This window comes from Bartonella sp. DGB2 (genome assembly GCF_046843095.1).
GTDB lineage: Bacteria > Pseudomonadota > Alphaproteobacteria > Rhizobiales > Rhizobiaceae > Bartonella.
In genome coordinates, this window is record NZ_CP177326.1 from 23,936 (window position 1) to 49,524 (window position 25,589).

At 43.6% G+C, this 25,589-nt stretch carries 29 protein-coding genes; 15 read left to right on the top strand and 14 right to left on the bottom strand.

Features of this window, described 5'->3' with window-relative positions:
- Window positions 1-185 precede the first annotated feature (185 nt).
- Genes radC through sfsA form a run of 3 tightly spaced genes read right to left on the bottom strand, consistent with a single transcriptional unit; the run spans window position 186 to window position 2,592 of the window.
- Window positions 186-1,046: a RadC family protein gene (gene radC / locus ACK28X_RS07080; protein WP_412058342.1), complete on the bottom strand. Its 861-nt coding sequence runs from the start codon at window positions 1,044-1,046 to the stop codon at window positions 186-188.
- A gap of 24 nt (window positions 1,047-1,070) precedes the next feature.
- Window positions 1,071-1,892 carry a type I methionyl aminopeptidase gene (gene map / locus ACK28X_RS07085; RefSeq protein WP_412058343.1) on the bottom strand — a complete coding sequence of 274 codons (822 nt, stop codon included), beginning with the start codon at window positions 1,890-1,892 and terminating at the stop codon, window positions 1,071-1,073.
- Window positions 1,876-2,592: a DNA/RNA nuclease SfsA gene (sfsA, locus tag ACK28X_RS07090; RefSeq protein ID WP_412058344.1), complete on the bottom strand. Its 717-nt coding sequence runs from the start codon at window positions 2,590-2,592 to the stop codon at window positions 1,876-1,878. The genes map and sfsA overlap by 17 nt, the downstream gene beginning before the upstream one ends.
- Window positions 2,593-2,933: 341 nt before the next feature.
- Between sfsA and ACK28X_RS07095 the strand changes: the two genes are divergently transcribed.
- The 7 genes from ACK28X_RS07095 (at window position 2,934) to ACK28X_RS07125 (ending at window position 9,134) form a co-directional block, all read left to right on the top strand.
- Window positions 2,934-3,788 carry an RNA methyltransferase gene (locus ACK28X_RS07095; RefSeq protein ID WP_412058345.1) on the top strand — a complete coding sequence of 285 codons (855 nt, stop codon included), beginning with the start codon at window positions 2,934-2,936 and terminating at the stop codon, window positions 3,786-3,788.
- Between the two features lie 40 nt (window positions 3,789-3,828).
- A complete protein-coding gene (gene murI / locus ACK28X_RS07100) occupies window positions 3,829-4,644 on the top strand; it encodes a glutamate racemase (protein WP_412058346.1) in 816 nt (271 codons plus the stop codon).
- A 179-nt stretch (window positions 4,645-4,823) separates the two neighbouring features.
- Window positions 4,824-5,441 carry a 30S ribosomal protein S4 gene (gene rpsD, locus ACK28X_RS07105; protein WP_412058347.1) on the top strand — a complete coding sequence of 206 codons (618 nt, stop codon included), beginning with the start codon at window positions 4,824-4,826 and terminating at the stop codon, window positions 5,439-5,441.
- Between the two features lie 121 nt (window positions 5,442-5,562).
- On the top strand, window positions 5,563-6,390 hold the full coding sequence (ttcA, locus tag ACK28X_RS07110) for a tRNA 2-thiocytidine(32) synthetase TtcA (protein ID WP_412058348.1): 828 nt from the start codon (window positions 5,563-5,565) through the stop codon (window positions 6,388-6,390).
- Window positions 6,391-6,473: 83 nt separating this feature from the next.
- Window positions 6,474-7,253, top strand: a complete 780-nt coding sequence (locus ACK28X_RS07115) for an L-threonylcarbamoyladenylate synthase (protein ID WP_412058349.1) — start codon at window positions 6,474-6,476, stop codon at window positions 7,251-7,253.
- Window positions 7,254-7,269: 16 nt separating this feature from the next.
- Window positions 7,270-7,752: a YbhB/YbcL family Raf kinase inhibitor-like protein gene (locus tag ACK28X_RS07120; RefSeq protein ID WP_412058350.1), complete on the top strand. Its 483-nt coding sequence runs from the start codon at window positions 7,270-7,272 to the stop codon at window positions 7,750-7,752.
- 716 nt (window positions 7,753-8,468) lie between these two features.
- Window positions 8,469-9,134, top strand: coding sequence for a lysozyme (locus tag ACK28X_RS07125; protein WP_412058351.1), 666 nt, complete (start codon window positions 8,469-8,471; stop codon window positions 9,132-9,134).
- A 4-nt stretch (window positions 9,135-9,138) separates the two neighbouring features.
- On the opposite strand, the gene vapC is transcribed toward ACK28X_RS07125, so the two are convergent.
- Together vapC and vapB are read right to left on the bottom strand one after the other, a co-directional pair.
- Window positions 9,139-9,549: a type II toxin-antitoxin system tRNA(fMet)-specific endonuclease VapC gene (gene vapC, locus ACK28X_RS07130; protein WP_412058352.1), complete on the bottom strand. Its 411-nt coding sequence runs from the start codon at window positions 9,547-9,549 to the stop codon at window positions 9,139-9,141.
- A complete protein-coding gene (gene vapB / locus ACK28X_RS07135) occupies window positions 9,542-9,784 on the bottom strand; it encodes a type II toxin-antitoxin system VapB family antitoxin (RefSeq protein ID WP_412058353.1) in 243 nt (80 codons plus the stop codon). Before vapB ends, vapC begins: the two co-directional genes overlap by 8 nt.
- 82 nt (window positions 9,785-9,866) lie before the next feature.
- Between vapB and ACK28X_RS07140 the strand changes: the two genes are divergently transcribed.
- Together ACK28X_RS07140 and ACK28X_RS07145 are read left to right on the top strand one after the other, a co-directional pair.
- Window positions 9,867-10,124: a hypothetical protein gene (locus ACK28X_RS07140; protein WP_412058354.1), complete on the top strand. Its 258-nt coding sequence runs from the start codon at window positions 9,867-9,869 to the stop codon at window positions 10,122-10,124.
- A 243-nt stretch (window positions 10,125-10,367) separates the two neighbouring features.
- On the top strand, window positions 10,368-11,378 hold the full coding sequence (locus ACK28X_RS07145; RefSeq protein WP_412058355.1) for an outer membrane protein: 1,011 nt from the start codon (window positions 10,368-10,370) through the stop codon (window positions 11,376-11,378).
- Window positions 11,379-11,501: 123 nt separating this feature from the next.
- Here the strand turns inward: ACK28X_RS07145 and ACK28X_RS07150 are convergent, their stop codons facing one another.
- A complete protein-coding gene (locus tag ACK28X_RS07150; protein WP_412058356.1) occupies window positions 11,502-12,389 on the bottom strand; it encodes an AAA family ATPase in 888 nt (295 codons plus the stop codon).
- A gap of 257 nt (window positions 12,390-12,646) precedes the next feature.
- Here ACK28X_RS07150 and ACK28X_RS07155 point away from each other — a divergent pair, with 257 nt between their 5' ends.
- The 4 genes from ACK28X_RS07155 to ACK28X_RS07170 all read left to right on the top strand — a co-directional run bounded on the left by ACK28X_RS07155 (window position 12,647) and on the right by ACK28X_RS07170 (window position 15,769).
- Window positions 12,647-13,432, top strand: coding sequence for a thiazole synthase (locus tag ACK28X_RS07155; RefSeq protein ID WP_412058357.1), 786 nt, complete (start codon window positions 12,647-12,649; stop codon window positions 13,430-13,432).
- Window positions 13,429-14,043: a thiamine phosphate synthase gene (locus tag ACK28X_RS07160; protein WP_412058358.1), complete on the top strand. Its 615-nt coding sequence runs from the start codon at window positions 13,429-13,431 to the stop codon at window positions 14,041-14,043. The genes ACK28X_RS07155 and ACK28X_RS07160 overlap by 4 nt, the downstream gene beginning before the upstream one ends.
- Window positions 14,025-14,810: a bifunctional hydroxymethylpyrimidine kinase/phosphomethylpyrimidine kinase gene (gene thiD, locus ACK28X_RS07165; RefSeq protein WP_412058359.1), complete on the top strand. Its 786-nt coding sequence runs from the start codon at window positions 14,025-14,027 to the stop codon at window positions 14,808-14,810. Before ACK28X_RS07160 ends, thiD begins: the two co-directional genes overlap by 19 nt.
- Window positions 14,811-14,920: 110 nt before the next feature.
- Window positions 14,921-15,769 carry a uracil-DNA glycosylase gene (locus ACK28X_RS07170; protein WP_412058360.1) on the top strand — a complete coding sequence of 283 codons (849 nt, stop codon included), beginning with the start codon at window positions 14,921-14,923 and terminating at the stop codon, window positions 15,767-15,769.
- Window positions 15,770-16,102: 333 nt separating this feature from the next.
- On the opposite strand, the gene terL is transcribed toward ACK28X_RS07170, so the two are convergent.
- Window positions 16,103-17,794 carry a phage terminase large subunit gene (gene terL, locus ACK28X_RS07175; RefSeq protein WP_412058361.1) on the bottom strand — a complete coding sequence of 564 codons (1,692 nt, stop codon included), beginning with the start codon at window positions 17,792-17,794 and terminating at the stop codon, window positions 16,103-16,105.
- Window positions 17,795-17,838: 44 nt separating this feature from the next.
- Here terL and ACK28X_RS07180 point away from each other — a divergent pair, with 44 nt between their 5' ends.
- Window positions 17,839-18,585, top strand: coding sequence for a phage tail tip lysozyme (locus ACK28X_RS07180; protein ID WP_412058362.1), 747 nt, complete (start codon window positions 17,839-17,841; stop codon window positions 18,583-18,585).
- 20 nt (window positions 18,586-18,605) lie between these two features.
- Here the strand turns inward: ACK28X_RS07180 and ACK28X_RS07185 are convergent, their stop codons facing one another.
- The 3 genes from ACK28X_RS07185 to ACK28X_RS07195 form a co-directional block, all read right to left on the bottom strand.
- Window positions 18,606-18,851: a hypothetical protein gene (locus ACK28X_RS07185; RefSeq protein WP_412058363.1), complete on the bottom strand. Its 246-nt coding sequence runs from the start codon at window positions 18,849-18,851 to the stop codon at window positions 18,606-18,608.
- 358 nt (window positions 18,852-19,209) lie between these two features.
- Window positions 19,210-19,467: a hypothetical protein gene (locus ACK28X_RS07190; protein ID WP_412058364.1), complete on the bottom strand. Its 258-nt coding sequence runs from the start codon at window positions 19,465-19,467 to the stop codon at window positions 19,210-19,212.
- Between the two features lie 37 nt (window positions 19,468-19,504).
- Window positions 19,505-19,675: a hypothetical protein gene (locus ACK28X_RS07195; protein WP_412058365.1), complete on the bottom strand. Its 171-nt coding sequence runs from the start codon at window positions 19,673-19,675 to the stop codon at window positions 19,505-19,507.
- Window positions 19,676-20,250: 575 nt separating this feature from the next.
- Between ACK28X_RS07195 and ACK28X_RS07200 the strand changes: the two genes are divergently transcribed.
- The gene (locus ACK28X_RS07200; protein ID WP_412058366.1) at window positions 20,251-21,138 is read left to right on the top strand and encodes an outer membrane protein; all 888 of its coding nucleotides are present in this window, start codon (window positions 20,251-20,253) and stop codon (window positions 21,136-21,138) included.
- Between the two features lie 89 nt (window positions 21,139-21,227).
- On the opposite strand, the gene ACK28X_RS07205 is transcribed toward ACK28X_RS07200, so the two are convergent.
- The 4 genes from ACK28X_RS07205 to ACK28X_RS07220 form a co-directional block, all read right to left on the bottom strand.
- Window positions 21,228-22,724, bottom strand: a complete 1,497-nt coding sequence (locus ACK28X_RS07205) for a CoA-acylating methylmalonate-semialdehyde dehydrogenase (RefSeq protein WP_412058367.1) — start codon at window positions 22,722-22,724, stop codon at window positions 21,228-21,230.
- A gap of 61 nt (window positions 22,725-22,785) precedes the next feature.
- The gene (locus ACK28X_RS07210; RefSeq protein WP_412058368.1) at window positions 22,786-23,580 is read right to left on the bottom strand and encodes a heme ABC transporter ATP-binding protein; all 795 of its coding nucleotides are present in this window, start codon (window positions 23,578-23,580) and stop codon (window positions 22,786-22,788) included.
- Window positions 23,577-24,638 (bottom strand): FecCD family ABC transporter permease, encoded by a 1,062-nt coding sequence (locus ACK28X_RS07215; protein WP_412058369.1) that lies wholly within the window; start codon window positions 24,636-24,638, stop codon window positions 23,577-23,579. The genes ACK28X_RS07210 and ACK28X_RS07215 overlap by 4 nt, the downstream gene beginning before the upstream one ends.
- A gap of 9 nt (window positions 24,639-24,647) precedes the next feature.
- Window positions 24,648-25,565, bottom strand: coding sequence for a heme/hemin ABC transporter substrate-binding protein (locus tag ACK28X_RS07220; protein ID WP_412058370.1), 918 nt, complete (start codon window positions 25,563-25,565; stop codon window positions 24,648-24,650).
- Between the last annotated feature and the right edge of the window lie 24 nt (window positions 25,566-25,589).

Consider the following 25,589-nt stretch of genomic DNA (forward strand, 5'->3'; position numbering starts at 1 on the left):
TTTTATAAAGTAAAATCAAAGGGTTAAGGTGTAAAAAACGGGTGATTCGAGTTCTGTCGGGATCGCCAAATGATACTTCTTTCTGCTTTGTATAGAAAACTGAGTGAAACGTGATTTTTTGTTACGTAGTACGCTTATTGTTTATGCAATTCTTATGAGCAGGTTAATCGATTCATAGTTTTTTATTATATTAATTTTAAGCTTTTAAAGCTTATATAAGTATTGCGAGCGATGATTATATGATCATGTAAGCTAATATTCATAGCATTGAGAACATCTTTTAAGATCATGGTAGTGTTGATATCATCTTGTGAAGGTGTTGGATCGCCCGCGGGGTGGTTGTGTGCAATGATAACGGCTGAAGCTGATACTTTTAAGGCTTTTAGAGCTATTTCACGTGGATAAACTGGCGTGTGGTCGACCGTTCCAATTTGCATGATTTCGGCGGTAATGAGGGCATTTTTCTTGTCAAGATATAGAATGCGTAGTTGCTCTCGTGGTTCATGAGCCATGGCTGCCTTGCAATAGGCTAATACCTTATCCCATGAAGAAAACACCTCGCGCTCATAAAGTTGGGAATGAAGAACCCTTTGCGCGAGATCGCCTAGAATTTTTAGTTCCATAGCAACGCTAGGTCCACAGCCAGGTACTTCTTCTAGTAGATTTTTTTCCGCACCTAAAACATCGGCTAGTGTTCCAAAGCGAGCCAATAAGGCTTTTGCTAAAGGCTTGGTATCAGCGCGTGGTATGATCCGGTAAAGCAATAATTCAAGATATTCATAATCTTCGAGCCCTATGCCGCCTGTCTTGAAATAGCGTTTACGCAAACGTTCACGATGGCCATGATAATGTTTTGATGTAGAGTTCTTAAAACTTTTAGCGCGTGTAGTACGCGCATTAGGTAACTTTGGTTTTGTAGCGGGTGTTTTGGGGGAAATGGTGGTTTGATCAGGAGAAGTTAGGTTCCCTTGCGGGCTATCAGGTGAGGGAATCAGGGCAAGGGTCGCTGGTTCCTGAAAATTGTATGGATCTCTCTTTTTGGTCATAAACTATTATAGCCAAGAATATGTTTATTTGGAAATATAAAAAAGACCTTTTGGCGAAGCTGTAAAGATTTCGCACCCGTTTTTTGTTACGCCGATAGAGTGTTCATATTGTGCTGAAAGAGATCGGTCGCGTGTAACGGCTGTCCAGCCATCAGTCAATACTTTAATATCAGGTTTTCCAAGATTGATCATCGGTTCGATTGTAAACATCATTCCTTCTTGCAAGGTGACACCACTTCCCTTTACTCCGTAGTGTAGAATATTAGGAGCATCGTGGAAAAGCTGGCCAAGTCCATGGCCACAAAAATCTCTTACGACAGAACAGCGCTGACTTTCGGCGTAGGTTTGAATGGCTGCGCCAATATCTCCGGTAGTCGCACCTGGTTTGACTACGGCCAAGCCCCGTATAAGGCTTTCATGCGTAACTTCTAAAAGACGTTCGGCGGCGCGGCGGATTTTTCCAACTGGGTACATGCGACTTGAATCCCCATGCCAACCATCAAGGATAAAGGTTACATCAATATTTACTATGTCCCCGTCCCGTAATTTCTTATTATCGGGTATGCCATGGCATACTACGTGGTTGATGGATGTACAGCAGGAGTGAGTATAACCGCGATAGTTCAAATCAGCTGGCAGAGCCCCACGATCGACCCCAAAGGCAAATACGAAGTCATCAATTTGTTGTGTCGTAATGCCAGGTTTTACGATTTCCACTAAAGCATCAAGGCACTCGGCCGCCAACTGCCCAACCTTCCGCATACCAGCAAAAGCTACATCATCAAAAAGACGAATTTGATCATTAAATTTTAAAGGCGCGTGCCTATAATCAATATATTGGGTCATGGCTTGCTATCTCTATTCGTTGAATGGGGCAAATGCTTTGTGTGTTGATTGCGCATTTTATCGCATAAAATTCTACCCCTGCTTTTAATGCTAAACGATGCATCTGTCCATAAAGAGGATCCAAATCTTCACAAATAGAAAAAGCGTGGCAATCTTCACGTTGGATAATATAGACAAGGGCAGCGCGTTTGCCAGTTTGTACCATTCTTATAAGCGATTGAAGATGCTTTGTGCCACGGGCTGTAGGCGTATCAGGAAACTCAGCAAGGCCTTTTTTACGAATAAAGTGCACGTTTTTGATCTCTAAATAGCAATCCTCTAGACAATCATTCTGCAATAAAAAATCGATTCGTGATTTTGTGTCATAGCGTTGTTCGGGGAAAATCTTATTATAAGCGCTTAGTTCTGGTAGAAGGCCTATGTGCAAAGCCTCAAGGGCTAATTGATTAGGAAGGCTTGTATTAATGCCTACCATTTGGCCATCTGTTTCAACGATCTCTAGGCGATAGTGGTATTTGCGGCTCTTGTTCGCACTATAAGAGAGCCAAACTCGGTTATCTGGTTCAACTAAACCGCGCATCGCTCCTGTGTTTGGAACCGACACAGTAACTATCGTTTCAGCATCAAAACTGACATCAGCCAAAAAGCGCTTATATCGACGAATAAGCCGAGCTGGAATGAGCGGCGGGGCAAAAATCATAACCTATATAAAAGGTTCAAGTTAGTCTAATCAAGCTTAGCTTTCGCGAAACGGTTTCAAAAGGGAGGGGTACCCCAAGAGGAAGCTTGGGTATGAAGAAGGAAAAAAACAGCTAAAAAAGCCACAAAGATAAGAGCAAATGTGATTTTGGTTTCGCTAGTCATGGATAATATCCTAAAATAATTTAAATTGTTGCATGATTTTTACAAAAAAAAACGTCAAGATAAGGGCGCAAAAGGGGTTATTTACGGTGTATTTCATGTTTTTACTATTGTGTGGTAAAGGCTGCCTATTTGTTTTATCAGCTGATAAACGCGCCGCTTATAATTAAGGAAAGAAGAATGGCTGGTACTAATAAAAATCAACCCAACATCACAGAAGGCCCTGTTATTATTTTGGTAGAGCCGCAACTGCCTGAAAATATTGGCATGGCGGCGCGTGCGATGGCGAATTTTGGCCTAGTGCATTTAAGGCTTGTTAATCCAAGGGAGAGTTTTCCTAATGAAAAGGCCATTGCTGCGGCTAGCAAAGCGGATCATATTATCGAGTCTTGCGAAGTTTTTTCTTCGCTTTCTGCAGCAGTCGGGGACTTATCTTTGCTTTTTGCAACGACAGCACGGGCGAGATATAGCTATAAGCCCGTAAAAAGTCCCACGGAAGCCGCACGAATTTTGCGTTCTCATTCTAAAAGCGCGCAAAAGGCCGGAATTTTATTTGGACGAGAACGCTGGGGGCTTAATAATGAAGAGCTTAGTCTTACCGACCAAATTGTTACATTTCCTGTAAACCCAGCGTTTGCTTCACTAAATATTGCACAAGCGGTTTTGTTGATGTCGTATGAATGGATGAAAGCAGGGCTTGCAAAGGAAGAAGATACAGCTTTTCGCCACCCAGCACTTGCCCCCGCTGATAAAGCTGATTTGTATGGTTTATTTGATCAATTAGAGAATGCTTTAGAAGCGCGGGGCTATTTTCGGCCACCCGAACGTAAGGAGATTATGCTGGCCAATTTGCGTGCTATTTTAGTGCGCCCTGCTTTCGCGGCTTCTGAGATCCGCTTATTGCGAGGCGTGATCGCCTCTCTTGAACATTTTAGTCCTGAAGTGCCACGTGGAAGCGCGGCTCCTAAAACGCGTGCACGCGTTCCTAAAACGTCTATTCTGTCTCCCACTGGCCTTGCTCCTGATAACGATTAATGTCACAATTGCGCATAGCTGTAATACGGGAAAAGACACAATGGTGGTTTTTTTTGATAGTGGCCTCGGGGGGCTGAGCGTTCTGCGTGAGGCACGTTTGTGGCTTGCTGCTAGGCGTTTTGTCTATTTGGTCGATGACGTTGGATTTCCTTATGGAAATTGGGAGGAGGTGTCGCTGCGCGAGCGTATTTTGACGCTTTTTACGCATTTTTTTAAACTTTACAAACCGGCTCTATGTGTGATTGCTTGTAATACGGCCTCCACGCTTGTTTTAGCCGATTTGCGTAAAGCCTTTCCACAGACCCTTTTTATAGGCACCGTACCAGCGATTAAGCCCGCAGCAGAGCAAACAAGTTCTGGACTTATTTCTGTTTTAGCAACGCCAGGAACGGTAGCGCGTGTTTATACTCATGAATTAATCCGTTCATTTGCGAAGCGTTGCGATGTACATTTAGTGGGAAGTACCTATTTGGCGCAAAGCGCAGAAGATTATTTGCTTCAAAAGCCGATCGATGAAAAGTTGATTGCCCAAGAAATTTTTCCTGCTTTTATAGAAAAGACATATAAGCGCACGGATATCGTAGTTTTAGCTTGTACCCATTATCCTTTTTTGATTAACCTTTTTCGCAAATATGCGCCTTGGCCCGTTGATTGGATCGACCCTGCCTGGGCGATTGCCAAACGTGCTTTGTTCTTGCTTAATAAGTGTTCGCTAACTTCAGATACTGTGAACATGGCGCATAGTTTGGCAGTATTAGAAAAAGATGTAGCATTTTTTACTTCAAATAAGATTGACACAAAGACCGAGCATTTATTGCATGGGTTCGGGTTGTGTTATCGGCCTTTGTTAATATGAGAAAGGAAACGGGAGGTCTTGACTTTTATTATAAGACAACATAGTGATGAAATCACATTTCAAATGTACCACCGACGTGTCCCGTGGGCAGTTATAGCTGTCCTGTCAGTCTTTAAACTTTAAGGACAGAGGAGGGCGCGTTTCCTTATAGAACTCTATTAATTTCACGAGGAAATGCGATGAGCAAGCGCGAATCTGCAAAATATAAAATTGACCGCCGTATGGGAGAAAATATTTGGGGGCGCCCAAAGTCTCCAGTTAATCGCCGTGAATACGGGCCTGGTCAACATGGGCAACGCCGGAAGGGCAAGTTGTCTGATTATGGAATCCAATTGCGTGCTAAGCAAAAGCTAAAAGGCTTTTATGGTGATATTTCTGAAAAACAATTCCGTAAAACTTATGAAGAGGCTGCACGTCGTCGTGGAGATACGGGTGAAAACCTGATTGGGCTTTTAGAATCTCGTCTTGATGCCGTTGTTTATCGTGCTAAATTTGTTCCTACAATTTTTGCAGCTCGTCAATTTGTCAACCATGGCCATATAAACGTGAATGGCCGGCGCACAAATATACAATCTTACCGTTGTAAACCTGGTGATGTAATTGAAGTGCGTGAAAAATCAAAGCAACTTGTATTAGTTTTAGAATCTGTTCAATTGGCCGAGCGGGATGTACCAGATTATATCGAAGCTGATCATAGCAAGATGAAAGCTACGTTTACGCGTGTACCCAGCTTCTCTGATGTGCCTTATGCTGTGCACATGGAGCCGAATTTGGTAGTCGAGTTTTATTCTCGTTAATAATATTAGGGGGGCGAATGCCCCCTTATTTTATGTGTAAGCGTGATTAATCCTTTTACTGACGTTTCGTTCTACTTACGCTTTTGGGGCTTATTTCGAGCGCTTTCGTGGCGGAGAGGAAATGACTGACATAGATTGTCTTGAAGCTTGTCATCCTCTGTTTGAGCATGTTGAGGCTGGTATTGAGTTTAATAAATTACGTAAGCGCCTTTTGCGTCATATGCGCCAAGCTTTAGCTGATTTTTCAATGGTTACTCCAGGGCAAAAATGGCTTGTTGCGCTTTCCGGTGGCAAGGATTCTTATAGCCTGCTTGCGCTTTTGCTGGATTTAAAATGGCGGGGTCTTTTGCCAGTGGAGCTTTTGGCGTGTAACCTTGACCAAGGTCAGCCTAATTTTCCTAAGCATATTTTACCAGAGTTTTTCCAAAAATATTCAATTCCTTATCGAATTGAATATGAGAATACTTATTCTATTGTCACCGATAAAGTGCCAGAAACCGCTACATATTGCGGGCTTTGTTCGAGGTTGCGGCGTGGAAACCTATACCGCATCGCGCGCGAGGAGGGCTGCCACGCTTTAGTGCTTGGTCATCATCGTGATGACGCGCTAGAAACCTTTTTTATGAACTTATTTCATGGGGGGCGGTTGGCGGCCATGCCAGGTAAATTAAAAAATGATGAAGGCGATCTTTTGGTTTTGCGTCCTTTGATTTATGCTAGTGAAGACGACTTGAAACGCTTTTGTCATACTATGCAGTTTCCAATAATTCCGTGTAATTTATGTGGAAGTCAAGATGGCCTGCAACGCAATATCATGAAAGCCATGTTAAGTGATATTGAAAAGCGTATGCCGGGCCGCAAAGATACAATGATTCGAGCACTTACGAACGTACGCCCCAGCCATTTACTTGATCAAAAGCTCTTTGATTTTTCTGGTTTGGGGATCTAAAACCTTGCGCTAGACACAAATTTATCAAATTATTTGTATAATATAGAATATTCTTAAAAATGAATCACTTTTATGAGGGCTTTATGAACAATAAAACTATCAATTGGAATGGTGGCTTACAATTAGAAGCTATTGAGATTTTAGTTAAAAAAGGCGGGATGATTGTGTGCCCTACTAAGGTAGGTTACATCGTTATGGCCTCTGACAAATTGGGGCTTGAGCGTAAATTCGAAGCTAAAGAGCGTAAAAGAAGTAAGCCTGGGGTTGTGTTGTGTAGTTCTATGGAGCAGCTTAAAGCTTTAGCACAATTAAACCCTGAAATAGAGCAACTCTACCAAGATCATTGGGATAGTGATATTCTTTTAGGTTGTATTCTGCCTTGGAAAGAAGAGGGTAGGGCGCTTATCCCCAATGATGGTAGTGAAGAATTAATGATGGATGATCGTGGCACAAGTTGTTTTGTAATCAAATTTGGCAAGGCTGGCGAGATGATCGCCGATCATCTTTGGAAAGAGCATGGCAAATTTGCTTTTGCAAGCTCTGCCAACCCATCTGGTAAAGGCAATCGAGGCTTGGTGAGCGGCATTGGCGAGCGCATTGAAACGCGTGCAGATCTTATCATCGCGGGTGATGATTATGTCCGCTCTATCCAAGCAGGAAAAAATGCGCAATCTCGCTATGAGCAAGGGGTGATGGTTTCTATGGTTGATGAAGTTGGCCGCCTCATCCCTGAACAAGGTGGGAAAGCCTGTGTGACACCTTGCCCTGTGTTGATCCGTAAAGGGTTAGATGTTGACCTTATTATGAGCAAATTGGCCGCGATTTTTCCTAGTTGGAATTATCGCCACGGTGATTATTATTAGTATAAGGATAAAAGCGATGCAATTATTCTCTCCAGAGTTTAGTGAAGGACATTTTTTAAGTAAAAAGCACGAATATAACGCGTTTGGTGGTACTGGTGAAAATACTTCACCAGCCTTAATATGGAATGATGTGCCCTGCGATGCTAAGAGTTTAGCGCTTACCCTTTATGATCCAGATGCTCCAACAGGGAGCGGCTTTTGGCATTGGATTGTTTATAATATACCTCCGGATTTTCAAGGTTTTGCGAGCAATAGCGGCGATCCGAGCGCTAAGTTAATTCCTAATATAACTCAAGGCCGTAATGATTATGGTACGTTTGGCTTTGGCGGGGCTTGCCCGCCAGAAGGTGACAAACCACACCGTTATATTTTTACCCTGCATGCTTTATCTCTCAAAAGACTTGATATCGATAATGACATGCCTAATGCAGTCATTCGCTTTATTATCTATACAAACCAAATCGCTAAGGTTTCTTTAAGTGCGCTTTATCAACGTTAATCTTTTGAAAGAAATTACGGCTTGGTAAATGGGGGGCGTAATAGGGCTAACGTCGCCCATTTTCAAGCATTAATAACCTGATTTTCCTAGATAAAATAGATTAGGAATAGGCTTGCTAAAAAAGGACAGTCTTCTTATGTATAATTTATCCCAGCCTAAAATTTAAATTAAACGCAAACCAATCAAAATCAAAAGGTAGGGTATGGAGACAAGCCTCCATGCTTGGAAAATATCTAAAACCGTATGTTGGATGCAAGGGCTTGAAAACATTTAAACCATAAGCAGTTAAATAGCTAAAATTATCCATGATTCTAAACAATCTGACTTATTACTATGCTTGCAGGCGTGCGCCTTATGTCGGGTCTATTTACTCCATACAATATCCGCAAGTGGAAAGTGTAGCGATGGATTTATAGCCGTGCTTTGAATAGCTGATGCCTTATTCAGAACCTTAACCATAAGGAGTCATATCATGACAAAAAGGGCTGCGTTACTTTATTTCTGGTAGACTGTGCGCGCGCTAATTTCTATTTTAATTGACTGTACACGGTCATCCTTACGATTGAGTGGCCGACCTTAGAGGATGATCTTATCTATGACAATGCACCTCCACAAAATACCGCTAATGATGATGTGATCCACATAAGTTAGCTTACCATACCCATTCTATGAAACCACAATCCCCCCGCTTAGGCGGGCTTTTTTTTGGAGTAATCATGACCCGAAGGATTAGCAAAGAAGGGCTTGCACTGATCAAGCAATGGGAAGGGTTAAGGCGTGAAGCCTATTGCGATAGTGCGGGTGTGTGGACGATTGGTTATGGCCACACGGCCGCCGCAGGTGCTCCCTATCCCAAACAAGGCATGGTATTGCGTGAACAAGAGGCGCAAGCCCTTTTGTTGCAAGATCTGCACCAATATGAGCAAGCCGTTGATGGCCTTGTTGGCGTTGAATTAAACGACAATCAATTTAGCGCACTTGTCTCCTTTTGCTTTAATGTGGGGGTAGATGCATTTGAACGCTCAACCCTTCTCAAGAAGCTTAATCAAGGTGATTACACTTGTGTACCAAGTGAACTTGCCAAATGGGTGCAGGCAGGTGGTAAGCGTGTTGTTGGCTTGGTTAATCGCCGTGCCGCTGAAGCTGGCCTTTGGGCGCGCGGTGACTTTGTGGTATCAAATTATCAAACACCACAAGTAAGCGAGAAGAGCGCCTTGTTAAAGGCTGGAACGATTGCGCCGCTTATTGGTTCTTTATCAGGGCTAAGTGGCTTTGTGAGTGGTTCTGGTCCTGTGCAATGGGCATTTGCTCTCATCATGATTTTAGCCGCAAGTGTGGGTATTTTTGTCTTCCTGCACCATGAAAAAGAGAGACGGTTGTAAAAGCTTAGGTGGCGGGTTTTGTCCAATCTTCAACCCGTAAGCCGTTAACCCTTATAAACTCTCTTGTGTTATTGGTTACAACAATCAAGCCTTGGCTTCGTGCATGGGCGGCAATGTGTAGGTCATTATCACCAATAGGTGTTCCTTGTTTTTTGAGTTGAGCGCGGATATCGCCATAATGATAAGATGCTTTTTCATCATAGGAAAGAACGCAAAGACGGGATATAAAATCCTCCACTTGCGAAAGATTTTTATCAGGAAATTGGCTGTTCTCACAGCTATACACAAGCTCCGCTAGGGTAATGGCAGAAACTGCCATTTTGTTAGCATTTTGATTAAATTTTAACAGCAACTCTTGGGGGCGGCGTTTAATGACAAAGATGGCAATATTCGTATCAAGCAAATATTTAATCATCTAATGACTCCCGCTCGCAAATTATGGACGGTTCCCTCTTGTCCATAAAATCATCACTTATAGAAGCGTTGTTTAGAAAAAAACTATCCCATACCTTATTAGCAGGAGCTATAATTCGTTCAAACCCTCTTTGTCGCACGATTACTTCTTGAATATGCGTGGGGAAGCGAACCTCAGCTGGTATACGAACATTTTGGCTACGATTGCTCATAAATACTTTACTGTAACGGATCATCCAAACCTCCTCACACGCGATATACGTTGTATATATAGCAATTTTACTCACTAACATCAACCGTATTTATTTTGGAGCCTCCATGCAGTTTCCCTATCGCCTTGGGCTTTATTATGGCGCCCTAGTCCTTGCCGCTTTTATGAGCGGCTTTTTTTATGGCAAAAGCATAGCACGGGTAGATAGCTTAAAGAGTGCTGTTTCGGCCTTTCGTGAGAGGAGCAAAATCACCGATGAAGTTATTAACCTTTCTGATTTTGACCTCTGCCGTGCTCTTGGCGGGCTGTCAGATGAGTGCACCGCCCTTGTGCATGGGCTGGACGAGACCACCCCGAGTCAATAAGCCCGCACGCCTTGTTGCCGATGAACCAAAGCTTGCGCGTTGGGTACTTACCACTGATCTATTCGGCAAAAAACAACATTGTTGGAAATAGTGAGATCTATAAAACTCTTAGTTTTCTAGCGCTCAAAAAAGCATAGGCGTAAAATTTTATATTATTTAAAATATTTTTATATATGTTGCATTTTTACTACAGATTGTAACGGACAAATGAGTAATTATAGAAATGTTTTTTCAAAGAAGGATATGAATATGAAATTTACGACTGCCCTTGCCGTTTCAGTTATTGCACTGATTGGTGCTTCCTCGGCCTATGCTGCTGCACCCCATGCTGTAGTCCCTGCCGCGCCCCTTACTCCTGCCATTCAAGTCCCTGCTTTTTCTTGGGATGGTTTTTATCTTGGTGCGCAAGGGGGAATCAATTTTGGAAAAAATGTAAATGCTAAAATTAAGGATATAGATGTTGCGTTGCAAGCAGATGCTAACGACTCAAGTTTAAATGGCCTTTTTGGCGACATTTTTGCAGGCTACAATATCAATTTAGGGAGTTCCCTTGTATTTGGTCTTGAAACTGACCTTAGTTTTGTAAAAGCGAAGGTGGCTAGTGAAGCTTTACGTTATGTGTTTAATACTCGTAAATATTATAACAACTACTATAGTTCTGATCCAACCACCTTAGATAAGAACATTGATAATATCGTAGACCTTTTTAGTAATCCAAAAGCAAATAAGGACTCTCTAAGGAAATACCTTAAAGATGCATCGAACCACGATGTAATCATTGAGACGCAGTCTCACGTTCCGCCTGAATTCTCAGTTAAAAGCATCTCGACTTTGAGTTTTGAGCAGCAATGGTCAGGGGCAACTCGTGCACGCCTTGGCTTTGTTGTGGATCGAGTCATGCCTTACATTTCTGGCGGTGTTGCTTATACCTCTGTTAAAGCTGATCGGATCGATAACGATACAGCGCTGGTGACGCCAAACACGCTTACTGGCTATCAAAATGTTCTTGAAGTTCCTCTCGGAGTGAAGGGCGTCGAGTTCACAGCTACTAAAACGCTAAATAACAGCCAAACCTTGCTTGGCTTTACCGTTGGTGCTGGTTTTGACTTTGCGATAACTGATAATGTTTTGGCGCGGGCTGAATACCGCTACAATGACTTCGGTAGCAAAGATTTCACCTTTAGCGATGCGAATAAAGTGAAATACGCTCTTAAAGACCAAGACATTCGTGTTGGTATTGCGTTCAAATTCTAATAAAGCCTTATTTTAACTATTTAAAATTTTTTAATAAAAAAATATGTCTTGCGTTATTATCAACGTAATTCATGAATTGCCAATTTTTTAGGTTGGTTGATTTTAATAAAGTCCTAGCGCAAACTAGGGCTTTATTTTTTCAGCATAGAATAGTCCCTCAAACAGAGAGACTATTTTAGGATCGCCTGTATCAAACTTGCGGCGAACACCAGCCAACTTTAAAGCAAGTAACTGTTTGATCTGCTTAAGATCTGGTGGCTCAAACCGAATAACTTCATCAAAACGACGCCATACCGCTTTATCTAACAGAGTCTCATAGTTAGTCGTAGCTATGAGAATACTTTGCCCCCTATAACTATCCATCATTTGTAGTACAGCATTAACAGAACGCTTCAGCTCACCGTGGTCATCGCCTGCACCGCGATCTTTACTGAGGGCATCAAACTCATCAAATAACGCAACGACGGGTCGAGATGACACATAATCAAAGACCTTGCGCAGGTTGGCCGATGTTTCACCTAATAGGGAAGTGATAACGCAATCCAAGCGCACAACCAAGAGCGGCATTTGAAGTGCACTTGCAATCACTTCAGCCGCAAGCGTCTTTCCACAACCTGAAGGGCCACAAAACAATAGGCGCTGAGCGGGTTGTAAACCATGAGCAAGTAAGATATCGGCGCGCTCATACTCTATTAGTATTTCTTCTAGCGCTAAACGCGCCGCATCTCCCAACACAATATCGTTTTCGTCACGTGTAGCAGCTCTCTCTTCCAACAGCAATAAACCGCTGTCTTTATTGATAGGCAAATCTTTTACTGGAAGCAGGCGTAAGAAACTACCACGAGATCGCGACCGCCCACCATAAAGCAGGCGCTCAAGATCATTAGCGACCAAGTGATGTTTCTTCTCACGCTCTTCACGAATAACCGCCTCTGATGCAGCTTTAAAGCCGTCCACATCTCCTTCAATGCCGGTTTTTATCAACTGTCGAAGTAATTTTGCATTAGACATAGGTCACCTGTCTTTATTTATTGGGGTACGAGTTCTGTCGATACAATTGTGCCATTTATCCTTTGTGCTTGCTTAGCGCACGCCCTACCTTTCGGTTTCGTATCGTTTGGGTTTGATTTTTTGCTTGGATTGGAATAAAATCCTTATAGGAGGACTGCTATTCTTTCGACAAACCTATTCCAGAACCTATTTTTTAAATAAACTCAAAGAGTTAAATATGTTAGAACGTCTATTAAGCCCCGTGCAGGGAGGCTAAAATGGTGGAATTTTATGGGCGGCATTTTTCTTCGCGCCTCTTATTGGGTACAGCACAATATCCTTCACCAGTTGTTCTGCAAAAGGCTATTGCACAAGCGAATTGTGAAATTGTCACCGTTTCTTTACGCCGCGAAATGGCAGGGAGATCAGAAGGGACAAGCGCAAGCAAAAAATTTTGGCAACTGATTCAACAACAAAATGTTACTGTCTTACCCAATACAGCAGGGTGCTATTCGGTCAAAGAGGCAATCATCACCGCTCAATTAGCTCGGGACCTTTTTCAAACGTCATGGATTAAGCTGGAAATTATCGGCAATGCCGATACGCTGCAACCTAATATTTTTGCTCTTATTGAGGCAACACAAGCTCTCGTCAGCGAAGGGTTTGAGGTTTTTGCCTATACGACTGATGACCTTATAGTTGCTGAAAGGTTGGCTCAAGCAGGTTGCCGTGTCATCATGCCTTGGTGCGCGCCTATTGGCTCAGCCAAGGGCCCACGCAATGATGATGGCCTGCGGGCGATCCGCGCTCATTTTCCCGAGCTGACCCTTGTCGTTGATGCAGGAATCGGTCGTGCTTCGCATGCAGCGCAAGTAATGGAATTGGGCTATGATGCCGTTCTCCTTAACACAGCAGTAGCAAAAGCGGGCGACCCTGCAAAAATGGCCCGCGCTTTCGCTCAAGCGGTTGAAGCGGGACGCTTAGCCTTTGAGGCAGGTTTCCTAGAGCCACGCGATATGGCTGTTCCCTCTACACCCGTGGTCGGACAGGCGGTATTTTCATGAAATTAGATCCTTTCTATCTCATTGTCGATTCCGTTTCATGGCTTGAGCGCCTTCTTCCTCACGGAGTAAAACTAGTACAGTTGCGCATGAAAGAGGCACGACGCAATGAGGTGCGCTCCCATATTACCCGCGCCAAGGCCTTGTGTGAAGCTTATAATTGTCAGCTTATTGTGAATGATTATTGGGATTTAGCCATAGAAGAACAATGTACCTTTATTCACCTTGGCCAAGAAGACCTCGCCACCGCTGATCTTACTGCGATTGGCAAAGCGGGTCTTAAATTAGGGGTTAGTAGTCATGATCTTGACGAGCTTAAGATAGCGCTAACAATAAAACCTGATTATATCGCTTTAGGTCCCATTTATCCAACCAAGCTAAAAAAAATGCCTTGGGCGCCTCAGGGCATAGAAAAGTTGCGGATATGGAAGGAAAAAATGGGCTCCATCCCGTTGGTAGCGATTGGTGGTCTTACCCCCGTGCTTGCAACAAAAGCTTTAGAAGCAGGAGCCGATAGTGCCGCCGCCATCACGGATATTTTAACGGATGATAATCCACAAGCGCGCGTCAAAGAATGGATTAACGCCACCCAAAAATGGCGCAAAGCCCAATGAAAGAACCAGAAAGCATTTCAAACACTAGACCTCACCTATTAATCTGTGCAGGGGTTGACCCTACAGGAGGAGCTGGTCTTGTACGCGATATAGAAACTGCAACCCATTTTGGTGTGTCCACAAGCGTTGCGGTTACAGCCATTACAGCCCAAGACAATCACAAAGTGCACGATGTTTGGCCGCTTTCTGGTTCATGGGTATTGGCACAAATGCAAGCCGCGCTCGGTGCTCATCCTGTAAGGGCCATAAAAATTGGCATGTTAGGAACAACAGAGATTGCAGTGGCGGTTGCCAACCTCTTAGAAGCTTACCCTTTGATCCCGACTGTCCTAGACCCTGTTCTAAAAGCTTCTTCGGGCGGTTCACTCGCCGATCAAGGCATGGCTGCCACTATTATAACAGAGCTTTTGCCAAAAATCACCCTTCTTACACCAAACATATATGAGCTTGCCACCCTTACTACTGGAAAGCTTGCAAAAAATGCAGAGGAGGCGATCCAGCAAGCGCAAAGTTTGCTTCATAAAGGAGCGCGCTCGATCTTAATCAAAGGAGGGCATGCGACCTATCAAGAACATAAAATAAGCGATATTTTAGTCGGCCTTGAAAAGGTCGAACACTTTTCTCTACCGCGTCTCCCTATGCTAAAGCGTGGCACGGGTTGTAGTCTTGCCAGCGCTATTGGAGCGGGCTGGGCGCGCGGTCAAGAAACCACATTGGCAATCACCCAAGCCAAAGCCTATGTGCATCAATACTTGCAAAGGCCATAAGCTATCGATGGCCTCCTATCTCGCGCTTTATCGCGCTTTATATCGTGATTGAAGCGGACAGCAGTTTGCTTTATATTGTAAGAATAACAAAGCGCACAAGATAGGTATTAATGACCAGCATAAAAAACCCACTCCTTTCTTATAAAGACCTCTTAAGCTTCTATTATGAAGCAGGCGTTCATACGCCTATTTTGGAAAACCCTATTGACCGCTTTGCACAAACAGAACTCCTACAACAGAAAGCTGCCTCCATCCCTGCTCCTTTTTTGATAGAGCCAGACCACAAAGAAAGAGCTTATCATCCTCAAGCGTCTGCAAGACTGCAAAAAACAAAACACTTATCAACGCAAAACGCCCGTGAAATGGCTATGAGTGCCAGAAATTTAGCTGAATTAGCTAAAATGGTAGAAAATTTTACTGGGTGTAGTCTACGCTTAACAGCAAAAAGCACCTGTTTTGGCCAAGGACCCGTTGGCGCTCCTCTTATGCTTATCGGTGCTGTACCTGAACGCGAAGAAGATATCCAAGCTATCCCTTTTGTAGGGCGCGGCGGGCAGCTTTTGAACAAAATCCTTGCTGCTATTGGAATTGCGCGACAAGATGTCTATGTGACTCATATCGTTCCATGGCGCCCCCCAGGCAATCGTGCTATCACGCCTATGGAAGCCGCGACTTACCGCCCTTTTCTAGAGCGACAAATCCAACTTGTTACCCCGCGTCTTATAGTAGCGCTTGGCGGGCTCTCTATGCTTCTTTTAACTGGCCATAAAAACGATATAATCCGCGCCCGCGGTAAATGGTTACGCCATAAAAACGAAAGCGGGCTTGAGGCGGATGTTATGCCTACCTTTGAGCCCAATTACCTACTCCGCACCCCAAGTCAAAAAAAGTTTGTCTGGCATGACTTCCTATCCATAAAGTCACGCTTGGAAGCCTGCCATAAACCCATACATACCTGATTATTCCAAATATGTAATCTATAATTTAACTTATATTATAACTTAAGGTATCTATAAGCTATCTATTAGTTATGTTTGGTTCTTCCGCAAGGGAAGGGTAATTCTAGCACTTTGATTTTACACAATAATTCAATGGTTGATTTTGCCTGATTTTTGCCTGATTTTTTGTCTAGTTCTGTCTACTAGGTGTCGTTCGGAAGGTGTAGCCTCCAAAACCTTCTAGGACGCCCTACAAGAGGCGTTTAATGTCTTTGGTTGGTCTATACCAAAAAACACTAAACGACGCTGTACGAGCCTCTATAAGCCAAATAGAGCTATTCTAATCTGTTATGCCTAAGCCAAGGGGTCATACACCAATGTAGGACGCTTGGTTTTGCCAAACGGGGTGAAGGCTCTCATCTTCCGAATGTGTTCTTCTATGATCTTCTGTCTTGATTGTTCGGCGGCCTTTTGGGTGTCTCTGCCCATGGCATCTGTCCAATAATGGACGGCAATAGCCAAGGCATCTAGCCTATCATCTTTCATCAAAGATCCTCTATCACGGGTGATACGGGTCATTTGGTAGAAAAGCTGGTAACGGTTGCGTTGCTCTATGGCGTATGTTTGCGTCGACTTGAAGTCTCGTTCAATTAGACTACGGTCAACCACCAGCCTATGGCCGTTCATCACGGGTTCCAAAGTGTCGACGATACGCCGCTCCTTTTGACCAACGGAACGAACACTATCCTTAATCCTACATGGATAGATCCTTTGCATAACCGGTGTAAGCAATTTGTTAAACATACCGTCACCAAAGTTAGGTTCTATGATGATTTCTTTCACGCTATATTGCTTAGCTTTATGGGCTAGTCTTTCTAAGACGACTTCTTCATAGCCCAGTCTATCGCCTCCTGCATCCAGCAAGAAGAGTCGTCCATTAAGCATAGAGACAATGGCATAGGTGGTTTCATCCTCACCCCGTCCCGAAGGGTCAATCGCCATGATAGAGCCCGTATAGGGTTGCCAATGCTCTTTAGACACCATAAACGGCCTATAGAGCCTATCGCCGTCAAAGCCGACTGTTGGTACCTCTGAGAGGCAAAGAGAGGGGTCATTGCCCCAAGCAAGCTCTACGGGGGCTAATTTGGGGTCGGTATCCATGACGATAAGATCACGCAACTTAAGGGGATATTTATCGGCATCTGCAAGACTTGTGTCTAACATGAATTGCAAGGCAAAGCCCGCGCGGCCGTATTCGGCTTCTTTCTCAAGGAGTATGTGAGAGCCAAAGCGTTTACAAACCGGTTGGTTTACTAATTTGGGGTTCTTTACTAAGTCTTGGACAAGGTGTTCAGCAAGCTTTGCACCGTAACGCATCTGTTGTTTTTCTGTAGGGTATCTTGCGGGAAGGATACGTATCTCATAGCCGCGTTCGGGTAGGGCGTTGTAGATTGATTGTTCTGTTTGGGGTGTGCCTAGATAGATGATTTTAGAGGTTTCTAGCGGCTTAAGGACGGCGGCAAATTCTTTGACAAGTTCTTTGAGTTTATCACGCATCATCTGTGTTGCAGAATTACCTGTTACCTCTATATCATCAGCAATAATCAGATCAGCACGAGAGCCGGTTAATTGGCCTGTCATACCTACAGATTTAACCGAAGATGACTGATCAGCCGTTGCAGGGGCAACATCAAAGGATATTTTGGAAGACCTTTGGCCGTCTCTTGGCCGCAAATGGCGCAAGAGGGGCATCTGATTAATTAATTTTAAAACAAAGCTTGAGAAGTCATCAGAGCGGCTTTTAGAGGCTGATACGACCATGATTTTAATTTGTGGGTCGTTGAGCAGTCTCCAGCAAACATAGGCGGCGGCTACGAAAGACTTACCAACACCGCGGAACGCTTGAATAACGAGACGATTAGAGCCGTTGGCTAGCCATTCTGCTAAGATATACTGTGATCGTGTAGGCGGTGGTAGGTTTAGATGCTTCCAAACGAAGAATAGAAACACTCTAAAATCTTCTTTTGGGTTGCTTATTTTGTGCATATTCTGTAATCCTCCTTGGGTTAAAGGTTAGGGGAAGTGGACTAATGGGGATTTTTGGGATGAGAATAGGGAAGGTTTTAGCCGCGTTTGGGCTGTGTATGGCTTTGTTCTGTGCACCAGCGGGGGCTGATGTAAAGGAAGACTTGAGCGCTATTGATAAGGATATTCAGTCCACAAGAGAGGATTCGATCCATTATCTAGATCAGATGCGTAAAGGAATAATAAATAGTGAAAGGTTCCTCTCACTTTTATTTAACACGCAAGAAAGGTTATATTGGTTAAAATATAACCTAAATTACATTTTGTATAATAATAATGATAGCAATATTGAAAGTGATATTTATAAAATTCGTAGGAAGATACTTTCATTGGAATTTGATTTTGCTTATAATAAAAATTTCATTGAAATAGCTCAAAGCAAAGCATTTGCATATGTTTATCTTGAAAAAAGTTGGATGCCTTACCAAGTTTCTGCAATCTTAGATGGACTTTTTTTTGATAGTATAACGTTTGATAATAATTATAGGCTATTTTATAGTATACGGCACCTCGATTGTGAGAATAAGGGCATAGGCATAGTGCTATGGAATAAACGCGCCCCTGCGCTTAAGGCTTATGCCGAAAAAAGGGGAGGAGATTGGCAAGATTTAAAGATCCAACTAGACTTTTTCCAACAAGAATTAGAAACAATCGCTCCTAAGGAGGTAGCGCGCTTAAGAAATTCAAAGACTCGAGAGGAAGCAACTAAAGCCTTTGATGATTTTATGAACTATTATAACACTATTAAATAGATCTTCCCCCCCGTCCTCCTCTAGTTCACTAACATACTCCTTAAGCTTCTTTCGGCTTCTTCCATGGTTCTTGTTAAGTTCTCTGTGGCATCTTGGCTTTGATCAAAGGCCATGTCGATACCGTTATCCTTTAGGAACTTGACGATAACCGCCCAATCCTTGGCTTCACATTCGCCGCTTTCTAGTCTTGCTAGCATGTCTTTTGCTATGAGACTATGGAGGCGCTCTAGAAGTTCAAGACTAGCTTTTTGTGTGTTTTCAGTCATTACTACTCCTGTTTTTCTTGTTTTTGCGTCGACGTCTTTTAAACCATGACCCAAGGCGTATGATAAGCCAAATGATGCTAAGTATCTGTAATAAAAGTGCCATTGTATGTGAGACTGTCAACAACCAAGGCAACCAAAGCGGGCTATACAAGGCGCCTCCGGCTACGATTAGATCTACACTGTCTTTAAAAGGCGTGTCTGTGGGTGGAGGGAATGTTTTCATGATATCCTTATTTTGTTTTTACATATAAACGGCCATAGAGGGGCGTTTTGCTTTTGGAGGTTTAACTACCAAAAGACATTAAAATCGCTTCTATGGCCGTTTTAGATAGGTTTAAATTGATTTTAGAGGAACACGTTAGGACGCTTGGTCTACTTTGGGTTCTTCTGTTGGTTCTTTAGGTTCAACTAAGAGTTCTTCTTTGAGATCTTCTTTAGGTTCCTTTGCTAGTTCTTCTGTTGGTGCTGGCGGGGTGAATTGACCGTCTTTATACGTCCAACCAATACCCGCCTTATCAGAGGGAATAGCTTCCCCGTCATCAAATGGATAGGTGTAGTTCTCGGGCGCAACGATTGTGTTAATCACCACGCCATTTTTTACAACTGCGTAATACATACTGTTTCCTTTATTATGTTGATTAAATATTGAACGGTTATTTCCATAAAAGCACACGTACAGCACCGTCTGCTCCGCGGCCGCCTTCTTCGGCGTTATATATGCCTTCTGCACCACCACCGCCAAACTCTAGTCCAGCTCTTCCAGGTAAATAATATCTATATTTATTCTTGGAGATGATGAAGGACAGTAAGGACACATGCATCATTGCTTGCCTTTAGGTTCAAGATTGGCTTGAAGACGCTCTTAAAAGAGCTAAAAAGTATTGCTATGCGCTTGAATATAGCCAAACAATAGTCCTAAGTTGTATAGGATATTTCGAATACACTCTGTTCTTTGATAACCGGCTGTATGACACTGAAAAAGCTCGTTGGTACCAAGGTAGGCGTTTTATATCTTTGCCTTAAGCGAGCTTTTGCATGGGCTATCAAGCAAGCAGTGTCGAATATTTTTCAAGGCAAAGTGAATGAATTTCCTAAAGTATTCATATTTTAGCGGCCAGAAATTTTCTGTATATTGATGCGATCTATAACGCAAGGCATAGGTGAAGATCATTCTCCTTGAGATAGAGACTTAATATCTGCGATGAGACGGCATTAAATTTCATTTAATGTATATAAATTAGGGATACATGTAAATATCGTATACTATTTGGAAATTCATTAATTAATAGAGAATTGTAATATTATAATAATTATCTCCTATGTTGCATTTTTACTATATACTTTTCTTTTTTTCTGACTTATTTTAATTAAGTAATTATAGATTATATCGGGGATTTAAATGAATATGAAATATGTTTTTGTTGCTTCGGTCATTGCTTTGACGATGGGATTTGGTACGGCGGATGCAGAAATAGCGGCTAAGAAAGTTCCTGCAGTTTCTGTTCCTACTTTTGTGCCGAGTGTGTCTCGCTTTTCTTGGTCTGGTTATTATGTGGGGCTTTTAGGAAACGGGATTTGGGGAACATCTGAAATGGGGTTTCCTTCTGATATAGATCCTAATAGCGTCCAGGAGCAGTATCAGCAACCAGCAATAGCACTTAAAGAAGCACTGGATGCAATCAGTAAACCTAGTGCAATAGGCTTTTCAGGAGGAGCATTTACGGGTTATAATATTGATTTGAGCCAAGATTATGTACTTGGCTTTGAAACTGATTTTCAGATCACAAAAACTAAGCCTTCAGTCTCGTCAGACATTACTGATGAAAAGCTTAAGGCGCTCTTTTTGCGCGAGTTGAATGTATCAGAAGAACAGATTAAGAATAGTAAAGTAAAATTTTTTAGTGCACTAGATCAAAAATGGGAGTATGCAACGCGCTTACGCATCGGTAAGAGTTTTGATAAATTTTTGCCTTACGTAGCGGGGGGGGTTTCTGCTACGGGATTAAATGTAAGACTAGGTATAGATGTTGATTATTCTGCTAACGGTTTAGATGGCACTGAGGGTGCAGATTTTGAATATAGCGGAACTGCAATTGGTTATACGTTGGGTGCTGGTTTGGATTATGCTTTGAAGAAAAATCTCTTCATGCGGGCTGAGTATCGGTATACTAACTTTGAGATTGGTGTATCAACAAACACTCAAAGCAAAAACTTTAACAGTCGCCTTGGTGCAACATTAGCATACGCCACACATGCGGCTCAATTCGGTTTAGGTTTTAAGTTTTAAGGTCAAAAGATTTGCCTTAGATATAAACCCCGCTTCTAGCGGGGTTTATATTTGCGTAGCGTAGAGCTTTTTTATTGATACGCCCCGTATTATTTCATAGTTGGCATGCCGTATTCTGCTCCACTCCGAATGCCTGAAGGCCAGCGGCTGGTTACGGTTTTGGTACGTGTGTAGAAGCGGAAGGCATCAGCCCCGTGCTGATTAAGATCTCCAAAAGAGGAAGCTTTCCACCCACCAAATGTATAGTAGGATACGGGGACGGGGATAGGTACATTGATACCCACCATCCCTACCTCCACGCGTGAGGCAAAATCGCGTGCGGCATCGCCATCTTGAGTAAAAATTGATACGCCGTTACCATAGAGATGCTGGCTGGGGAGGGCGAGAGCTTCTTCATAATCTTTTGCACGAACAATGGATAAAACCGGGCCAAAAATTTCTTCTTGGTATATTTTCATGCTTGGCTTGACATGGTCAAATAAACAAGGCCCTAGGTAAAATCCATTTTCATAGCCTTGAAGCTTAAAATCTCGTCCATCCACCAATAATTGCGCGCCTTCTTCTACGCCCGCCGCAATATAAGAAAGAACACGTTCACGTGCTTCGCTTGTGACAAGCGGGCCGTAATCAGCCTCTGTATCAAGTGAAGTTCCTATTTTAAGCGCTGCGATTCGCGGTAGTAGGTGTTCGATAAGTTTTGTAGCGACTTTTTCACCCACGGGAACGGCAACAGAGATTGCCATGCACCGCTCACCTGCCGAACCATAAGCTGACCCCATAAGGGCATCTACGACTTGATTCATATTGGCGTCTGGCATAATGAGCATGTGGTTTTTTGCGCCGCCAAAGGCCTGAACGCGTTTGCCGTGGGCACTAGCGTGGTTATAAATATATTGGGCGATAGGGGTGGACCCTACAAAACTCACGGCTTTGATATCGGGCGCTTCTAAAAGGCTGTCTACGGCTTCTTTATCGCCATTGATGACAGTAAAGATCCCTGCCGGGCCGCCAGCTTCTACAAATAGTTCGGCAAGCCGCATGGGCACATCAGGATCTCGTTCAGAAGGTTTGAGAATAAAGGCATTACCACAGGCAATCGCTGGAGCAGCCATCCATAGGGGAATCATTGCAGGGAAGTTGAAAGGGGTAATCCCTGCTACTACTCCAAGCGGTTGTCGCAACGAATAGGTATCAATGCTAGGACCCGCACCATCAGTAAATTCCCCTTTCATAAGGTGGGGCGCTCCAAGGCAAACTTCTAAAACCTCAAGGCCGCGTTGAATGTCTCCTATAGAATCGCTTAACGTTTTTCCATGTTGGCGCGAAAGGCTTTCAGCTAATGTAGGGGTTTCTGCTTCAATAAGCGTTAAAAATTTGCGCAAAATACGGGCGCGGCGCTGGGGGTTTTGTGCGGCCCAGGCTCCTTGTGCCCGTTTGGCCGCCTGGATAGCTAGGTTTACTTCTTCTTTGCAAGCCAAAGAAACTTGGGCAATAATACTACCATCAAGCGGTTGAAAAATGTCATTATTGCGCTCGCTAGTCCCTGCAATATTTTTACCATTAATAAAATGTCCAATTTTTTTCATAAAACGCTCCTTCCATTTACCTTATAATAAGCGCTTTTTTAGCTTTTCGTATAGTCTTAATTTAACGATGCTTAGCCGTTTGTGGTAAAATAAAAGGTGTGCCTGGTTTGGGTAATTGTCCTACTGCAAGGCAGCATTTATATACATTGCGTAAGTTTTCATTTGTTAAAACAGTTTGCGGTGCACCACGATGTTGGATCGTACCTTGATTGATAAGCAGCAATTGGTCGCTATAATGGGCGGCTAGGTTGAGATCATGTAAAATAGCGATTACACCGCCGCCGCGGTGAGCGAAGTTGCGTGCGATATCCATGACAACCAATTGGTGATGAATATCAAGGTTGGCTACGGGTTCATCCAAAAGCAGCCAACGGGGGGTGCTATTAACCACAGGCTCCCATATTTGGCATAAGACCCTTGCCAATTGAACCCGGGCTTGTTGACCGCCTGAAAGTTCATGGTAATAATGCTGGGCATAACGTTTGAGATTAACCAGCTCTAAAGCTTGTTGTGATAATTGGTTAGTCCGCTTACTGCAGCGATAGCCTGCTTGATTGGCTAGACCAAGCGCAACAACCTCACCTACAAGGAAAGGCGCATACATAGATGTGGATTGAGGGAGAACGGCGCGAAGAGTTGCAAGGGTTGCGGTGTCTATCTGAGCGATATTGGTGCCATTAATGGAAATTATTCCTTTATAGGGCAAATCGCCGCTCAGGGCTTTGATGAATGTTGTTTTGCCAGAACCATTGGGTCCAACAATTGCTGTGATGGTGCCAGCTTTTGCTACAAAGTCGATGCCTTTTAGCACTTCTGTTGAGCCGCAAGTTACATAAAGCTGCTTTGTAGTGATCATTGGAAGAAAATTCCCCTTTGCCGCAATAAAACCCACAAAAAGAAGGGCGCGCCAAACAGTGCAGTTACAATTCCAATGGGCAATTCAGCTGGTGCGACAACAATACGCGCAACACTATCGGTAACAATTAAGAGACTTGCTCCCAAAAGTGCTGCACAGGGAATGAGAAAGCGGTGGTCGGGCCCTATAGTAAGGCGCAAAATATGGGGAACAACAATGCCAATAAACCCAATAATGCCGCTTACTGCTACCGCGCCGCCGCACATAAGGGCAACTAATAAGATAGCTAGGTTTTTAGTAGTTTGTACAGAAAAGCCAAGATGGCCTGCTACTGCTTCGCCTAAGGACAAGACATTTAGCGCCCGTGACAGACTAGGTGCTAAAATAAGCCCTATGGCGATAAAGGGGGAAGCGAGTCCAACTTTTGACCACGTAGCCCCCGCTAAAGAGCCAAGGTTCCAAAAGGTAATATCACGCAATTGCTGATCATTAGCTATAAAGACCAATATCCCGATGCCTGCGCCGCTTAAAGCGCTTAGTGCAATGCCTGCTAAAAGCATGGTAGCGATAGAGGTTTGTCCGCGTTTTGTCGCGATAGCATATAGAATAAAGGTGGTTGCAAGCCCACCAATAAAGGCTCCTATGACAATAGGAAATGATCCCAAAGTATGGAAAATAAATTTCGGTAAATGCGCGCCCAATACAATAATTAGTACAGCACCTACCCCCGCGCCCGATGATACCCCCATAATGCTGGGGTCGGCTAGGGGATTACGGAAAAGCCCCTGCATTAAAACACCAGAAACAGCAAAAGCGGCGCCCACCATAAGTCCCAGGATTACGCGCGGTAGGCGAATGTTGGCTAACACTAAATAATCACGGCTTTGAGCGCTAACCTCCCATCCTTTTTCATAAAGGCTTGTGATAAAGGCGGGCAGGGAGGCTTGCGAGGCACCTGTCGTCAAAGACCATAAAAAGCATGCAATCAAGGCGCAAAGCAAAAGCCCTATCATCGCCCTGCCATGAGGGCGGCGGCGCGTCTGCGTGCGTAGATTCATATATATAACCTATCTTTCTTTTGAAAGTTCTGTTCCATAAAGCATGGTGATTAATTCATGAACCGCTTGGGCGCTACGGGGGCCAAATCCTAGAAAATACATGGCATCAATTTTTAAAAGCGCATGGTTTTTGGCCGCTGGGCTGTAGGCTAAGGAGGGCATAGCTAAAATATCGTTACTAGTGATGGGAAGCCCGCCATTGCCCATAAAAAGAATAGCATCGGGTGCAGCTGTTACTAGGGCTTCGTCGTTAATTGGTTTAAAGCCTTGAAATTGATTCACCACATTAACTGCACCTGCAAGTTTTATTAGTGCATCGGGGGGTGTACCGCGTCCAGCCGCTATGGCGCGGCCATTTTGGACGGAAAGTAAAAATAAAACGCGTTTGGGTTTAGTGATGTTTGCCACTAGTGCTTCATTGGCTTTGAAGCCTTCGTTAATTGCTTTGGTCAAAGCTTGCGCTTCATTTTCTTTTCCTAAAGCTTGGGCGATAATGTTGATTTTTCTTATAACACCTTCTTGATCGTAGGCCTCCGGTACGTCTATGATTGGGATGCCCGCCTGTTTTACCATTGTTATAGTGGAGGGAGGGCCGCTTCCTTCAATCGCCAAGACGGCTTTAGGCGCGAGCGATAAAATTCCTTCAGCTGGTAGGGTTCGCATATAGCCAATATCAGGTAATTGTGTGGCGGCGGCGGGGTAAATGCTGGTTGTATCGCGGCCGATGAGTTGATCACCAGCACCCAAGGCATAAATTGTTTCTGTCACCGCTCCACCTATTGCAATGATTGGTACGTTTTTTGCGGGGGGCGAGGCCAAAGCTTCCTCATAGAATCCCACCCCTCCCAAGATGAGAAAGAGCACAAAAAGGCGTGCTAGAGAGTTAGTGGTTTTTTGAAAAAGTTTTAATAAGCGTAGTAAAGGCATGTTTTAACCTCTGAGTACCTATCT

Excerpts from the sequence above, each read along its gene's own strand:
- ACK28X_RS07200 (WP_412058366.1), top strand. The coding sequence starts at position 20,251 with ATGAATATGAAATATGTTTTTGTTGCTTCGGTCATTGCTTTGACGATG.
- ACK28X_RS07215 (WP_412058369.1), bottom strand. The coding sequence starts at position 24,638 with ATGAATCTACGCACGCAGACGCGCCGCCGCCCTCATGGCAGGGCGATG.
- terL (WP_412058361.1), bottom strand. The coding sequence starts at position 17,794 with ATGCACAAAATAAGCAACCCAAAAGAAGATTTTAGAGTGTTTCTATTC.
- ACK28X_RS07195 (WP_412058365.1), bottom strand. The coding sequence starts at position 19,675 with ATGATGCATGTGTCCTTACTGTCCTTCATCATCTCCAAGAATAAATAT.
- vapB (WP_412058353.1), bottom strand. The coding sequence starts at position 9,784 with ATGATCCGTTACAGTAAAGTATTTATGAGCAATCGTAGCCAAAATGTT.
- ACK28X_RS07120 (WP_412058350.1), top strand. The coding sequence starts at position 7,270 with ATGCAATTATTCTCTCCAGAGTTTAGTGAAGGACATTTTTTAAGTAAA.
- ACK28X_RS07115 (WP_412058349.1), top strand. The coding sequence starts at position 6,474 with ATGAACAATAAAACTATCAATTGGAATGGTGGCTTACAATTAGAAGCT.
- ACK28X_RS07220 (WP_412058370.1), bottom strand. The coding sequence starts at position 25,565 with ATGCCTTTACTACGCTTATTAAAACTTTTTCAAAAAACCACTAACTCT.
- sfsA (WP_412058344.1), bottom strand. The coding sequence starts at position 2,592 with ATGATTTTTGCCCCGCCGCTCATTCCAGCTCGGCTTATTCGTCGATAT.
- ACK28X_RS07180 (WP_412058362.1), top strand. The coding sequence starts at position 17,839 with ATGGGGATTTTTGGGATGAGAATAGGGAAGGTTTTAGCCGCGTTTGGG.
- ACK28X_RS07150 (WP_412058356.1), bottom strand. The coding sequence starts at position 12,389 with ATGTCTAATGCAAAATTACTTCGACAGTTGATAAAAACCGGCATTGAA.
- radC (WP_412058342.1), bottom strand. The coding sequence starts at position 1,046 with ATGACCAAAAAGAGAGATCCATACAATTTTCAGGAACCAGCGACCCTT.
- ACK28X_RS07170 (WP_412058360.1), top strand. The coding sequence starts at position 14,921 with ATGACCAGCATAAAAAACCCACTCCTTTCTTATAAAGACCTCTTAAGC.
- ACK28X_RS07205 (WP_412058367.1), bottom strand. The coding sequence starts at position 22,724 with ATGAAAAAAATTGGACATTTTATTAATGGTAAAAATATTGCAGGGACT.
- ACK28X_RS07155 (WP_412058357.1), top strand. The coding sequence starts at position 12,647 with ATGGTGGAATTTTATGGGCGGCATTTTTCTTCGCGCCTCTTATTGGGT.
- rpsD (WP_412058347.1), top strand. The coding sequence starts at position 4,824 with ATGAGCAAGCGCGAATCTGCAAAATATAAAATTGACCGCCGTATGGGA.
- ttcA (WP_412058348.1), top strand. The coding sequence starts at position 5,563 with ATGACTGACATAGATTGTCTTGAAGCTTGTCATCCTCTGTTTGAGCAT.
- ACK28X_RS07210 (WP_412058368.1), bottom strand. The coding sequence starts at position 23,580 with ATGATCACTACAAAGCAGCTTTATGTAACTTGCGGCTCAACAGAAGTG.
- map (WP_412058343.1), bottom strand. The coding sequence starts at position 1,892 with ATGACCCAATATATTGATTATAGGCACGCGCCTTTAAAATTTAATGAT.
- ACK28X_RS07125 (WP_412058351.1), top strand. The coding sequence starts at position 8,469 with ATGACCCGAAGGATTAGCAAAGAAGGGCTTGCACTGATCAAGCAATGG.
- vapC (WP_412058352.1), bottom strand. The coding sequence starts at position 9,549 with ATGATTAAATATTTGCTTGATACGAATATTGCCATCTTTGTCATTAAA.
- ACK28X_RS07190 (WP_412058364.1), bottom strand. The coding sequence starts at position 19,467 with ATGTATTACGCAGTTGTAAAAAATGGCGTGGTGATTAACACAATCGTT.
- ACK28X_RS07095 (WP_412058345.1), top strand. The coding sequence starts at position 2,934 with ATGGCTGGTACTAATAAAAATCAACCCAACATCACAGAAGGCCCTGTT.
- ACK28X_RS07145 (WP_412058355.1), top strand. The coding sequence starts at position 10,368 with ATGAATATGAAATTTACGACTGCCCTTGCCGTTTCAGTTATTGCACTG.
- thiD (WP_412058359.1), top strand. The coding sequence starts at position 14,025 with ATGGCGCAAAGCCCAATGAAAGAACCAGAAAGCATTTCAAACACTAGA.
- ACK28X_RS07160 (WP_412058358.1), top strand. The coding sequence starts at position 13,429 with ATGAAATTAGATCCTTTCTATCTCATTGTCGATTCCGTTTCATGGCTT.
- murI (WP_412058346.1), top strand. The coding sequence starts at position 3,829 with ATGGTGGTTTTTTTTGATAGTGGCCTCGGGGGGCTGAGCGTTCTGCGT.
- ACK28X_RS07140 (WP_412058354.1), top strand. The coding sequence starts at position 9,867 with ATGCAGTTTCCCTATCGCCTTGGGCTTTATTATGGCGCCCTAGTCCTT.
- ACK28X_RS07185 (WP_412058363.1), bottom strand. The coding sequence starts at position 18,851 with ATGACTGAAAACACACAAAAAGCTAGTCTTGAACTTCTAGAGCGCCTC.